The 12,524-nt window shown below is 58.4% G+C and carries 10 protein-coding genes; 2 read left to right on the top strand and 8 right to left on the bottom strand.

Going from position 1 to position 12,524, the window contains the following annotated elements; genetic code table 11:
• Window positions 1-204: 204 nt before the first annotated feature.
• From NTD87_RS24815 to NTD87_RS24780, 8 genes are all read right to left on the bottom strand, one after another.
• A complete protein-coding gene (locus NTD87_RS24815; RefSeq protein WP_262116826.1) occupies window positions 205-1,965 on the bottom strand; it encodes an isocyanide synthase family protein in 1,761 nt (586 codons plus the stop codon).
• A 27-nt stretch (window positions 1,966-1,992) separates the two neighbouring features.
• Window positions 1,993-2,709, bottom strand: coding sequence for an HAD family hydrolase (locus NTD87_RS24810; protein WP_262117026.1), 717 nt, complete (start codon window positions 2,707-2,709; stop codon window positions 1,993-1,995).
• Window positions 2,709-3,704, bottom strand: a complete 996-nt coding sequence (locus NTD87_RS24805; protein ID WP_262116825.1) for an isocyanide synthase family protein — start codon at window positions 3,702-3,704, stop codon at window positions 2,709-2,711. The genes NTD87_RS24810 and NTD87_RS24805 overlap by 1 nt, the downstream gene beginning before the upstream one ends.
• Window positions 3,705-3,891: 187 nt before the next feature.
• Window positions 3,892-4,359, bottom strand: coding sequence for a GNAT family N-acetyltransferase (locus NTD87_RS24800; RefSeq protein ID WP_262116824.1), 468 nt, complete (start codon window positions 4,357-4,359; stop codon window positions 3,892-3,894).
• Between the two features lie 201 nt (window positions 4,360-4,560).
• The gene (locus NTD87_RS24795; RefSeq protein WP_262116823.1) at window positions 4,561-5,109 is read right to left on the bottom strand and encodes a cupin domain-containing protein; all 549 of its coding nucleotides are present in this window, start codon (window positions 5,107-5,109) and stop codon (window positions 4,561-4,563) included.
• A gap of 543 nt (window positions 5,110-5,652) precedes the next feature.
• Complete coding sequence (locus tag NTD87_RS24790) at window positions 5,653-6,936, bottom strand: FAD-binding oxidoreductase (RefSeq protein WP_315975345.1); 1,284 nt, start codon at window positions 6,934-6,936, stop codon at window positions 5,653-5,655.
• Between the two features lie 52 nt (window positions 6,937-6,988).
• Window positions 6,989-8,479: an aldehyde dehydrogenase gene (locus NTD87_RS24785; protein WP_262116821.1), complete on the bottom strand. Its 1,491-nt coding sequence runs from the start codon at window positions 8,477-8,479 to the stop codon at window positions 6,989-6,991.
• 248 nt (window positions 8,480-8,727) lie between these two features.
• Complete coding sequence (locus NTD87_RS24780) at window positions 8,728-10,104, bottom strand: glutamine synthetase family protein (protein ID WP_262116820.1); 1,377 nt, start codon at window positions 10,102-10,104, stop codon at window positions 8,728-8,730.
• A gap of 280 nt (window positions 10,105-10,384) precedes the next feature.
• Between NTD87_RS24780 and NTD87_RS24775 the strand changes: the two genes are divergently transcribed.
• Together NTD87_RS24775 and potA are read left to right on the top strand one after the other, a co-directional pair.
• Window positions 10,385-11,146 carry a gamma-glutamyl-gamma-aminobutyrate hydrolase family protein gene (locus NTD87_RS24775; protein WP_262116819.1) on the top strand — a complete coding sequence of 254 codons (762 nt, stop codon included), beginning with the start codon at window positions 10,385-10,387 and terminating at the stop codon, window positions 11,144-11,146.
• A gap of 223 nt (window positions 11,147-11,369) precedes the next feature.
• Window positions 11,370-12,512: a polyamine ABC transporter ATP-binding protein gene (gene potA / locus NTD87_RS24770; protein ID WP_262116818.1), complete on the top strand. Its 1,143-nt coding sequence runs from the start codon at window positions 11,370-11,372 to the stop codon at window positions 12,510-12,512.
• Window positions 12,513-12,524 lie beyond the last annotated feature (12 nt).

Genomic DNA, 12,524 nt, shown 5'->3' with positions numbered 1-12,524 from the left:
AAGAGCTTCTGCCTCATTGTATCGAGATAAATATACTCGGCGTTCCATATCACTTATATGAGAAATTATTTACTCAACACGTTGCTTCGTACGAACACCAGTTTAGCTAAACGAATGTGAAGGCAGCCCAATGACGTCAAACGGACTACCTATAAGGGAATTTCTTGCAAGGCCCTGTCTCCAGGGCCTGCCAGACGATAGCGGTTAGTAAACCTGCACCCGCCACAGCTCCCGCGAGGAGGAAGCCGCCGACATCGGCAGTCGGCCGTGCAGCGTCCGATAGTTGTCGACCAGCACCAGATCACCTTCGCTCCATTGATGGGCGATCAGGCAGTCCGGGTCATAAACCAGCGCGTTGACCTGTTCAAGCAGCGCCTGCTGGGCCTCCTCGTCATGGTCCTGCACAGACTGGCTCAGGGTCTGCAATGCCGAGTCGGTGCCCTCTTGGTAACGCAGGATGAGTTCGCCGCTACGGGGGTTATGATCCACCAGGCTGTACATGCGCGGCGAACCACCGAAGTAGGTCATCTTGGTGTAATAGGTGATGTTCACCGCCTGCCATTGTCGGGCGACTTGCTGCCCGACTTTTCGCAGCACGTTTCGGCTGTCGACGATGGTCGTCTGACCCTCGCCCGGCTGCGGCGCTATCTTGCAATACAGCATGAATTTGCTGGCGCAGAATTTCGGATTGCGCTGAACCTGTGCGTCGCTGTCGGGCAGCATGTTCAGGTCCCAGTGCAAAGGCGTTTTCTCCAGCGAGTGCACCACGCCTTGGGGTTTGTCCGCGGGCTTGACCACATGCACGGCACCGAAGGCCCACTCGTACAGCGTGCCAAAGCGTTCACAGCTGCGAGCAAAACTGTCCTGGTCGTCGAAGCGACAGCCCTTGAGACAGACGAAACCAAAGGTTTCCACCAGTGCCTCCAGCAGGCCGGTGGACAGTCGCTCGAAACCCAGCCCCAGCGGGTCTCGCACCACCAGGCCAAATAGCGGAAGCTTTTGCAGTTCGTATTCGAAGCCTTGGGCCTGCGGGCTTTCTGTTTGGTGGTAGAGCCATGGCCGCCCCTGCCAGGTGACCAGCACATGGTGGTCGAGGTCGACCTGGGCCCGTGCGCGAAGACGCTGGCCACCATCGATGTTGCACACCGGCACGGCATGCCAGGGGCTGTCGACACGGGTCAGCCCTTCAGCCAACCCAAAGGTAAATTTTGGCCCGGCATTGCTGTACTGATGGACCGATAATCGAATGTCATCGCCGAAGAAACGATCCACTGCCGCATTCAATGCCTGCCCGCGAAACATCATCTGGTAGGCTTTGAAGTTGATTTGCTGCAGGTACTCGTCCTCGCTCTGCCCACCCTCACGGCACAGGCGCAGGTCGTTGTACAAATGACTACAGAGGTTGTCATGGGCCTGGCTGAGGGATTCATCGTGCCGGCTCTGCTCGATCAGTTCTCCAAGGTTTTTCCAGGGTAGACGGGCCTGCTTGACCAGGCTGGCGCGAACCGCCTCGGCACTACGGGCCTGCGGGAACAGGTCTTCCATGCTGACCCACTGAATCGTATGGGTGGTGCACAGTTCACGCAAAGCCCGGTTGTAGGCCGCGCGAATATCGTCGGCCACCCCTACAATGTCATTGAACGTCGTCCCGTCGCTGAGGATCGACACCACACAGCCCGGTGTGTGCAACGCGGCAATGGCTTGGCCGAGCTGGTCGAGGCGCTCGATGGCCATCACCTCACCATAATCCGGCAGCACGCCGAATGTCTGGTCACTGGCGTTTGGCGACTTGCAGGGAAAACCTGGCAGTACCAGACGCACTGGCAGGTTCTGATCAAAGCACTGCCCCAGGCTGCGCGCCAGATGCGCTCTGCCTTGTGTTTCGAAACAATCATCCGTGCCTTTGAGCAGATAACCAGCCAGCAAATCGCTGACGACAGCGATCCAGGCGTCTCTATGTTCCATAGAACAACTTCCTTGAGGGTTTGTGTATCAATAGGATTTGGCGGTATCGCCATGCTCGGTGAACGCATGCGCTGTCCCGCAGACTTGCTGCAGAATGCGCAACAACCCGGCCGGTTGCTCACAGCAGAAGTTCGGAGCTTGGGCCTGCAAAGTATGAGTCAGGCCATACCCCCAGGTGACTGCTGCCGAGTACATACCTGCAGCACGGGCGGTTTTCAGGTCGATCTCTGTGTCACCGACGAACAAACAGCGTTGCGAATCAACCGACAACCGGCGGGCGGCTTCCCATGCCACATCCGGCTGAGGTTTGAGTGACCTGCCCGTGCAATGCCCCAGAATCGGCCCGAAAGCATTCTGCGGCAGCAATGTTCTGGAAACCTGCAAGGCCATTTCCTCGGCCTTGTTGGTCACGATAGCCAGCGGCAGCTGTAACTGGCGGCAGCCTTCGAGCAATTCCAATACACCGCTGAATGGGCGGGAAAATTGAACCAGGTTGTGCTGATATAGCGTCACATAGCGCTGGTGCAGGGCGATCGTATCAGCGATACCAAACTGCGTGGCAACCCGCTCAATCATCGCAGTGGTCCCGCCACCGATATACCCCCGCATTGTTTGCGCAGTCAGCGCCGGGCAACCGTGTTCGAGTAACACCTGGTTCAGACACCAGGTGATGTCAGGCAAGGTGTCCACCAAGGTTCCATCCAAATCGAAGAGTACGGCTTCGACCCGCAACCGAGACGCCATCATTGAGCACTGGCGTAGTGACAAGGACGCCCCTTGCGGAACACCAGACGGTGGTAGCGCTCATCGACATTACTGCGTTTTTCGAGGGTGACCACACCCCGTCGCTTGATTGCTACCGAATGCCAGGGAGTACGCCACAGGTCACTGGTTGGCACCAGCCGGATACCGATCTTCGTCGACACCGCCAGTTGCGGGTGAATCGACAGGCGCAGGCAATGCGGGTAGCGCGCCAGTAACAGGGCGCTCCAGGCTTCACTGCGCTGAATCACCCGCTGGGAGGCCGGCTTGGCGACCTTCTTCACCGCATTCAAGCTCATGCCGGCGAATACCTTGAGCCCCGAGTAATCCTCGGAAAGAAAGCGATGGATACCGCAGTACATCAACATCATGTGCGGTTCATCCTTGAAGCGCTGCTGCAACAGGATCAATGACTGGCCGTGCTCGATCATCATCTCCTCACGCATGGCGTCCAGACAATCAAGCTGAGGATAGGCATCCCTGAGGTCAAAATGGGCGAACGTACCGGGATAAAGCTGTTCGGCGTAGTCCTGAATAGCGTCGGTGTAAGCCTTGACGTCAGAATCGGGAACATGCACCAAGTCAGAGAACACATAGCCATCGGAGCAGATATGAATCAGCGCGCCCGGCGCATAGATCTCCTGGATCTCCTCACACAGGCGGTGTAACTCGTCGATTGCATGGTGTTCAGCAAGATCAGGGAGATGGCTCAGGGTTTTCTTGCGGCTGGGCGATTTGCCGGGAAAGGCTGGCAAGACCATTTCGACCTTGCAACCGCTCTCGACCGCCTGCATTACCTTCGCCAGATGGGGTTCCAGCACCTGTAACGAAAGCTCATGATCCTGTTCCGGGGCAAGACTACGACGCCGAAACAGACATTCGAGGATTTGCTGGGCAATGTTCATGTGCGTGGTGTTCTGATGCGCATGCACCAGCTGACCGCCCGCCTGTTGAGCAACGGTATTTGAACCTTGCATAGACAATCCCTTGTGTGGTGAATAACGGCCGTTTTTTGGCCATCAGCAGATATGCCTTACCTGCGGGCGGCTAAACTCCTACAAGTCGTGAGAGTTTGTCAATCGTAGCCATCAGGAATATTACGTCCTGCACGAGCCCCCGCCCCCCGGGGTCTGCCGCCAGTTAAGCAACTAACCCCTGCCGAGCCTACAAAAGCCCTTTCACCATCGGTACACAAGCCAGCTGAAGCCCGGGGGGTGAGTAGTAAATAGCAGGTTCGTCACCCACGAAACCGCACCGCCGGTAGAAGTCAGCCGCGTTCAACGTAGCGTCCAGATTGACTTCTTTCAGCCCCAGATCCCGTGCCAGGCATTCCAGGTGGTTCAGGATTCTCAAGCCGATGCCTTGTTGCATAAAACCCGGGAGCACGAAGATCGCGCCGATTTCGCTGTTCTCCAGATCAAGCATTCCCGTTGCCACCGGCTCCCCCTGAATACAGCCCAGATAAAAGTGTTTTTCCATCAGGTCGCTGTACCCGTCCTTGGCTGATCCTGCCGTCCAGGCCAGCATTTGCTCCAAGGTATAGGCGCCGATGCATTGGTGCCTTATCGCTTGAAGGCGAATGTCGAATGCTGTTTGGGAATCGCTTGGCGTGGCTCGTCTGATCTCGAACATTTCATTCTCCGTTAACCATCGGTGGGCGGAGAACTAAAAAGCCCCGTCCATTTCTGGCGGGGCCTTGAGTAATTACGTCAAATCCTACGAACGCATGACCTCACGGCCCGCCAGAGGCGGTCATGGAGGAGCACATCATGTTCAGGTGACGTGTGTAGGTCATGGGTCGATAGTGTTTGGGATGACCCAGGTTGTCAAATATCAGAAGTTAGCCGGGGTGTTGGCACTAATAATCTCCGCCTCATCCGCCCCAATATTCCGAAACCGATGCGGCAGCGTCGTCGGGAAGTAATACCCATCCCCGGCATTCAACACACTGATCTGCCCGTCCACGGTCAACTCAACCGTGCCCCGGGTAACGAGCCCGCACTCCTCCCCTTCCGCATGCACAATCGGCTCATCGCCAGAGCTGGCACCCGGCGCGTATTGCTCGCGCAACAGCCGCATCTGCCGGCTCGGCACCGAAGCGCCAATCAGCAACAACCGCAACCCATGACGTCCGAGATCTGGCTGTTCATTGGCACGAAACACGTATTGATGCTCGCGAGGCGGTTGATCGAAGGTAAAGAAGTCCGCCAAAGACATGGGAATGCCTTCGAGCAGTTTTTTCAGGGAACTGACGGAGGGACTGACACGATTCTGTTCGATCAGGGAGATGGTGGCATTGGTGACGCCGCTACGTCGGGCCAGCTCGCGCTGGGACATTTTGTAGCTTTCGCGTACTAATTTGAGTCGTGAGCCCGTGTCCATGACAGCCTTATGCGAGAAATACTTAAGGGTTATGGGGGTGGATGGCGGGCGACTTTTGGCCGCGAAAAACACCGCTTCCCTGTCCCAGAAACGTGAAAGGCGGCTATTAAATCACGTTTGTTCGTGTCGCTCAGCAGCTTCGATAAACGGCAGAAAAATAGAGCCTGCTGACGGTAATTGTCCGTCAAGGCGCGAAACCTAATGTGGGAGCGAGCCTGCTCGCGATAGCGGTGTGTCAGGCAGCATCGATGGTGGCTTACATGGCCTCATCGCGAGCAGGCTCGCTCCCACCGTTTGGTCCCGGTAGTCCACAGATTTTGTGCCCGCCATGAATCTGCTCGCGAAAGCGGTGTGTCAGACAGCATCAAGGGTGACTGACACGCCCTCATCGCGAGCAGGCTCGCTCCCACAGTTTGGTCCCGGTGGTCCACAGATTTTGTGCCTTCCATGAATCTACTGTGGGAGCCGAGCTTGCTCGCGATGGCGGTGTGTCAGGCGACATCAATATTGACTGTACCGCCGCTCCCACATGAATTGCGCCGCTTAGATACCGAAACGGTCACGCATGGCGTAATACACCGCGCCCATAGCGGTCAGTGGGGCCTGGAAGGTGCGGCCGCCGAACATGGGCATGTGCGGCAACGAGGCGAAGGCATCGAAGCGTTCGGCGTCGCCACGGATCATTTCCGAGATCAGCTTGCCGGCCAGGTGCGAACAGGTCACACCGTGGCCGCTGTAGCCCTGCATGTAATAGGCGTTTTTCTCGATACGGCCGAATTGCGGCATGCGCGACATGGTCAGCAGGAAGTTGCCGGTCCAGCGGTAGTCGATCTTCACGCCCTTGAGCTGCGGGAAGGTCTTGAGGATTTTCGGCTTGATCAGTTGCTCGATGTCATCCGGCTCGCGCGCGCCGTAGACCACGCCACCACCGTACAGCAGGCGGTTGTCGGCGGTCAGGCGGTAGTAGTCGAGCAGGTAGTTGCAGTCTTCGACGCAGTAGTTGTTAGTGATCAGGCTCTTGGCGACTTTGGCCGACAATGGCTCGGTGACCACGATTTGCGAACCGCAGGGCATGCTCTTGCGGGTGACGCGGTTGTCGAGGTCCTGAGGCAAATAGGCGTTGCCGGCGATCAGCAGGTACTTGGCCCGCACCACGCCTTTGGCGGTGCGTACGGTGATCGGCTCGCCGTAGGTGATTTCCACCGCTGCCGATTGCTCGTAGATCTTGCCGCCCAGGCCAATGATGGCCGAGGCTTCACCCAGCGCCAGGTTCAGCGGGTGGATGTGGCCGCCCTGCATGTCCAGCAGGCCGCCGACGTAGTTGTCCGAGCCGACTTCTTTGGCGATGTCCTTGGCGTCGAGCATTTTCAGGTTCTTGTTGCCGTAACGCTCCCAGCTGCTTTTCTGCTCAGCCAGGCCTTTGAGCTGCTTCTTGTTCAGCGCCGCGAAAATACCGCCGGGCTTGTAGTCGCACTTGATGTCGTACTGCTTGATGCGCGAACGGATGATGTCCGCGCCCTCGAAGATCATGCTGCCCAGTACTTCGGCAGTCTTGTCGCCATAACGCTGTTCGATGACATCGACGTCGCGGCTGTAGGAGTTGACCAGTTGACCGCCGTTGCGACCGCTGGCGCCGTAGCCGACTTTGGCGGCTTCCAGCACGGTGACGCTGTAGCCCGCCTCACTGAGGAACAGGGCCGAGGACAAACCGGTGTAGCCCGCGCCGATGACGCAGACATCGCACTCGACCAGCCCTTCGAGCACCGGAAAATCGATGGTCTCGTTGCGGGTCGCGGCGTAGTAGCTGTTTACATGTTTTTGCATGATTGAATTCCCGAGCGGTCGCACGCGGAAGACTGCGACCGCTGCTGTGAAAATGTTAGAGCTTGATCCAGGTCGCCTTGAGCTCGGTGTACTTGTCGAACGCATGAAGCGACTTGTCGCGACCGTTACCCGACTGTTTGAACCCGCCAAACGGCGCAGTCATGTCGCCGCCGTCGTACTGGTTGACCCAGACGCTGCCGGCACGCAAGCCGCGAGCAAAGGTGTGGGCCTTGCTCAGGTTGCTGGTCCAGACACCGGCGGCCAGACCGAAGATGCTGTCGTTGGCAATCGCCAACGCTTCTTCAGCGGTGTCGAAGGTGATCAGCGACAGCACCGGGCCGAAGATTTCTTCCCGGGCGATGGTCATGGCATTGGTCACGCCGTCGAAAATCGCCGGTTCCACGTACAGGCCACCGGTGTCTTCAAGGGTGCGGTTGCCGCCCGCAATCAGTTCGGCGCCCTGCTCTTTGCCGATGCTGATGTAGCGCAGCACCGACTCCAGTTGACGCTGATCGACCACTGCGCCGACCGTCGTTGCCGGATCAAGGGCATGCCCCGGTTTCCAGGCTTGCAGTGCTTCCACCAGCAGCGGAATGAACTGCTCGCGAATCGAACGCTCGACCAGCAAACGCGAACCGGCGGTGCAGACTTCGCCCTGGTTGAAAGCGATCCCGCTGGCGGCTGCCTGTGCTGCCGCGCGCAAATCCGGCGCGTCGGCAAACACCACGTTCGGGCTCTTCCCCCCAGCCTCAAGCCAAACGCGTTTCATGTTGCTTTGCCCGGCGTAGATCAGCAGTTGCTTGGCAATCGCCGTCGAGCCGGTGAAGGCCAGCACGTCGACGTCCATGTGCAACGCCAGCGCCTTGCCGACGGTGTGGCCGAAGCCCGGCAGCACGTTGAACACGCCTTTCGGGATGCCCGCGTCCAGCGCCAGTTGAGCGATGCGGATCGCCGTCAGCGGCGATTTTTCCGAGGGCTTGAGGATGAACGAGTTACCCGCCGCCAGGGCCGGTGCGAACTTCCAGCTGGCCATGATCAACGGGAAGTTCCACGGCACGATGGCCGCGACCACGCCTGCCGGTTCGCGAGTGATGAGGCCCAACTGATCGTGCGGTGTTGGCGCGACTTCGTCGTAGATCTTGTCGATGGCTTCGGCGTTCCAGCGGATCGCGTTGGCGGTCGCTGGAATGTCGATGGCCATGGAGTCGCTGATGGGCTTGCCCATGTCCAGGGTTTCCAGCAGCGCCAGTTCTTCCTGGTTCGCCAGAATCAAATCGGCGAAACGAATCAGGATGCGCTTGCGCTCGGCCGGGGCCAGTTTGGCCCAGACACCGGATTCGAACGCTCGGCGTGCAACCTGCACCGCCACATTCGCATCAGCTTCGTCGGTGCTGGCAACGGCCGCCAGAAAGCGGCCGTCCACCGGGCTCATGCATTCAAAGGTGTCGCGGCTGAGTGCCGAGCAGTATTGGCCGTCAATGAATGCCCGACCTTCGAGTGTTAGGGACTGAAAGCGTTGCTCCCAGTCGCTGCGAGTGTTTGTCATTGTTGTGACTCGACGCAGAGAAATAAGTAGTCGTTGGACCAAGGCCCGTCAGTTAAGAATCAGAAAACCGCAGCCCCCTGTGGGAGCGAGCCTGCTCGCGATGGGGCCATCACATTCAACATTGATGGCGACTGATCCACCGCTATCGCGAGCAGGCTCGCTCCCACAGGGGGTTGGTGGTGGACACATGCGCTGTGTACATCACCAATCCCACAGGTTCTCTGCCTTAAATGACCGACATCAGGCCGTCAGACCGTGTGCAAGTACCAGTTGTACTCAAGGTCCGAGATGGAGTTCTCGAACTCGGCCAGCTCGCTTTCCTTGCACGCCACGAACACGTCGATGTACAGCGGGTCGATGTATTTGGCCATGACTTCGCTGTCGTCCAGCTCGCGCAGTGCATCGCGCAGGTTGTTCGGCAGGCTCTGCTCGTTCTGTTCGTAGCTGTTGCCTTCCACCGGTGGGCCTGGCTCGATCTCGTTGGTCAGACCATGGTGAATACCGGCCAGAACCGACGCCATCAGCAGGTACGGGTTGGCATCGGCGCCGGCAACGCGGTGTTCGATGCGTACGGAGTCAGCGGAACCGGTGGGCACGCGGACCGCAACAGTGCGGTTGTCGATGCCCCAGCTTGGCGAGTTCGGCACGTAGAACTGTGCGCCGAAACGACGGTAGGAGTTGACGTTCGGGCAGAGGAAGGCCATCTGCGCCGGCAGGGTCTCGAGCACACCGCCGATCGCGTGACGCAGTGCGGCGTTCTGCTCGGGATCCTCGCTGGCAAAGATGTTGTTGCCTTCTTTATCAAGGATCGAAATATGTACGTGCAGACCGTTGCCCGCCTGGCCCGGATACGGCTTGGCCATGAAGGTGGTGTCCATTTCATGGTCGTAGGCGATGTTCTTCACCAGACGCTTGAGCAGGACCGCGTAGTCGCAGGCTTTGATCGGGTCGGAGACGTGGTGCAGGTTGACTTCGAACTGCGCCGGGGCACTTTCCTTGACGATCGCGTCGGCAGGAATGCCCTGCTCTTTCGCGCCTTCCAGAATGTCTTGCAGGCAGTCGACGTATTCGTCCAGATCGTCGATCAGGTACACCTGGGTCGACATCGGACGCTTGCCGGACACCGGCGAGCGTGGCGACTGCGGACGACCGTTCACGTTGTCCTGGTCGATCAGGTAGAACTCCAGCTCGAACGCGGCGCAGATGGTCAGGCCCATGTCGTCGAACTTGCGCACCACATTGGCCAGCACTTCACGCGGGTCGGCGAAGAACGGCTGGCCTTCGAGTTCGTGCATGGTCATCAACAGTTGCGCGGTGGGGCGCTTCTGCCAAGGCTCGATGCTCAGGGTGCCGGGAATCGGGTAGCAGATTCGGTCGGAGTCGCCGATGTCCAGACCCAGGCCGGTGCTTTCCACTGTTGAGCCGTTGATATCCAGGGCAAACAGCGAGGCCGGGAGGTTAATGCCTTTTTCGTAAACCTTATGAAGACTGGTGCGCTCGATGCGCTTGCCGCGCACCACACCGTTCATATCCGCAATCAGAAGGTCGACGTACAAAACCTCAGGATATTTCTTAAGGAATGCGTTTGCTTCGTTGAGTTGAACGGTACGCAGAGGGACCGACATGATGCACCTATTAGCTGTTAATTATTATGTTCACTGCACTTTCACGAGCCCAGTCAATCCGAAAGGCAAAGTGAAGTCAATAGCGAACACTCGACCTTTCAGCGTTATTTTTCGGGCCTTTTCAGGGCACGCGAGTACCAACACAGCCTTTGAGCGAGCAAAAATCCTGAACATCGGACGTACGGCGTTTAGAATTTTTTACATGAGAGTTGTTAATTAAAATCAACAAGGCTAAGCTCCGGAAAAGCTCGTTCAAGTGTGAAACTTCGAGGTGATAAAAATGGCACTCAAGCCATTGATCGGCGTTACTGCGTGCGTCAAACAGATTGGCCTGCACCCCTACCACGTCAGCGGCGACAAGTACTTGCGTGCTGTCAGCGTCGCGGCTCTGGGGCTGCCTGTGGTCATTCCTTCCTTAGGCGATCTGACCGAAATAGATGAGCTACTCGCCCATCTGGACGGTTTGCTGCTGACCGGTTCGCCCTCCAATGTGGAACCCTTCCACTATCAGGGCCCCGACAGCGCACCCGGTACGGATCACGATCCGCAACGGGATGCCACCACCCTTCCTTTATTACGTGCAGCCATTGCGGCGGGCGTTCCGGTACTCGGCATCTGCCGGGGCTTCCAGGAAATGAACGTGGCGTTCGGTGGCAGCCTGCATCAGAAGGTCCACGAACTCCCCGGCTACCTGGATCACCGCGAAGCGGACCATCCGGACCTGGCCATGCAATACGCGCCGGCCCATGCCGTCGCAGTGCAACCGGGCGGGGTGTTCGAGGCGCTGGAGTTACCCCTGGCGTTCCAGGTCAATTCGATCCATGCCCAGGGCATTGACCGATTGGCACCTGGCCTGCGGGCGGAAGCCATCGCGCCGGACGGCCTGATCGAGGCGATCTCTGTCGAGCACAGCAAGGCCTTCGCCCTCGGCGTGCAATGGCACCCGGAATGGCAGGTCCTGGCCAACCCTCCCTACTTGAGTATTTTCCAGGCGTTTGGCAATGCGTGCCGACAACGGGCAGCGCTGCGTAATACGCGCTGACTGACGACCTCAAACAGCACTCAACGATTTAACTGCCCCCGTGAGCCCGGCGGGTGCGCCCTTGCGCGCCAGCCATTCACGAATACAACAAAACGCTAGAACAAAAAGCACCACCCGGCAGCCAGGAAGGCGTCGCCGAATAGGCCTGCTCAGTGCGGGTTCGCAATCAACTATTACGTCAGGCCGCATTGGCCCGACGACTGACACCTGTTGGGAGTTTCACATGGCAAACGCCTCCAGCATTTACAGGAAGACTCTAGAAGGTAACCAGCAACCCAAGAAGGTTCTGGTGAGAGTCGACCGCGTAACCAAGAAGTTTGACGAAACCGTTGCCGTAGACGATGTATCCCTGGACATCTACCAAGGCGAAATCTTCGCCATGCTGGGCGGTTCGGGTTCCGGCAAATCGACACTCCTGCGCATGCTGGCAGGCTTTGAGCGACCGACCGAAGGGCGAATCTACCTCGACGGCGTGGACATCACCGATATGCCGCCCTATGAGCGGCCGATCAATATGATGTTCCAGTCCTACGCCCTGTTCCCGCACATGACCGTGGCGCAGAACATCGCCTTCGGCCTGAAGCAGGACCGTCTGCCCGCCAGTGAAATCGAAGCCCGCGTCGAAGAAATGCTCAAACTGGTTCACATGACCCAGTACGCCAAGCGCAAGCCGCATCAACTCTCCGGTGGTCAGCGTCAGCGTGTTGCACTGGCCCGTTCGCTGGCCAAGCGGCCGAAACTGCTGCTGCTCGACGAGCCGATGGGTGCACTGGATAAAAAGCTGCGCTCGCAGATGCAACTCGAACTGGTGCAAATCATCGAGCGCGTCGGGGTGACCTGCGTCATGGTGACCCACGACCAGGAAGAGGCCATGACCATGGCCGAACGCATCGCGATCATGCACCTGGGCTGGATCGCCCAGATCGGTAGCCCGGTCGACATCTATGAAGCGCCGGTCAGCCGCATGGTCTGCGAGTTCATCGGCAACGTGAACGCCTTCGACGGCACCGTTGTAGAAGATCTGGAAGGTCACGCGATCATTCACAGCCCGGACCTGGAGCAAAAGATCTACGTCGGTCACGGCGTGAGTACGTCGGTGCAAGACAAGTCGATCACCTACGCCATCCGCCCGGAAAAACTGCTGGTCAGCACCCTCAAACCCGAGACCCGTTACAACTGGTCCCAGGGCAAAGTGCATGACATCGCTTACCTCGGCGGGCACTCGGTGTTTTACGTGGAGCTGCCTGGCGGCAAGATCGTCCAGTCGTTCATGGCCAACGCCGAACGCCGTGGCACCCGCCCAACCTGGGACGATCAGGTCTACGTCTGGTGGGAAGACGACAGCGGCGTGGTACTGCGCGCATGAACACTCTCACTC

It is taken from the genome of Pseudomonas sp. 6D_7.1_Bac1 (assembly GCF_025465945.1).
In the GTDB taxonomy this organism is placed as follows: domain Bacteria; phylum Pseudomonadota; class Gammaproteobacteria; order Pseudomonadales; family Pseudomonadaceae; genus Aquipseudomonas.
Note: the sequence above shows the minus strand (reverse complement) of the source record. Positions and strands in the feature narration are given on the sequence as shown.

Excerpts from the sequence above, each read along its gene's own strand:
- NTD87_RS24815 (WP_262116826.1), bottom strand. The coding sequence starts at position 1,965 with ATGGAACATAGAGACGCCTGGATCGCTGTCGTCAGCGATTTGCTGGCT.
- NTD87_RS24810 (WP_262117026.1), bottom strand. The coding sequence starts at position 2,709 with ATGGCGTCTCGGTTGCGGGTCGAAGCCGTACTCTTCGATTTGGATGGA.
- NTD87_RS24805 (WP_262116825.1), bottom strand. The coding sequence starts at position 3,704 with ATGCAAGGTTCAAATACCGTTGCTCAACAGGCGGGCGGTCAGCTGGTG.
- NTD87_RS24800 (WP_262116824.1), bottom strand. The coding sequence starts at position 4,359 with ATGTTCGAGATCAGACGAGCCACGCCAAGCGATTCCCAAACAGCATTC.
- NTD87_RS24795 (WP_262116823.1), bottom strand. The coding sequence starts at position 5,109 with ATGGACACGGGCTCACGACTCAAATTAGTACGCGAAAGCTACAAAATG.
- NTD87_RS24785 (WP_262116821.1), bottom strand. The coding sequence starts at position 8,479 with ATGACAAACACTCGCAGCGACTGGGAGCAACGCTTTCAGTCCCTAACA.
- NTD87_RS24780 (WP_262116820.1), bottom strand. The coding sequence starts at position 10,104 with ATGTCGGTCCCTCTGCGTACCGTTCAACTCAACGAAGCAAACGCATTC.
- NTD87_RS24775 (WP_262116819.1), top strand. The coding sequence starts at position 10,385 with ATGGCACTCAAGCCATTGATCGGCGTTACTGCGTGCGTCAAACAGATT.
- potA (WP_262116818.1), top strand. The coding sequence starts at position 11,370 with ATGGCAAACGCCTCCAGCATTTACAGGAAGACTCTAGAAGGTAACCAG.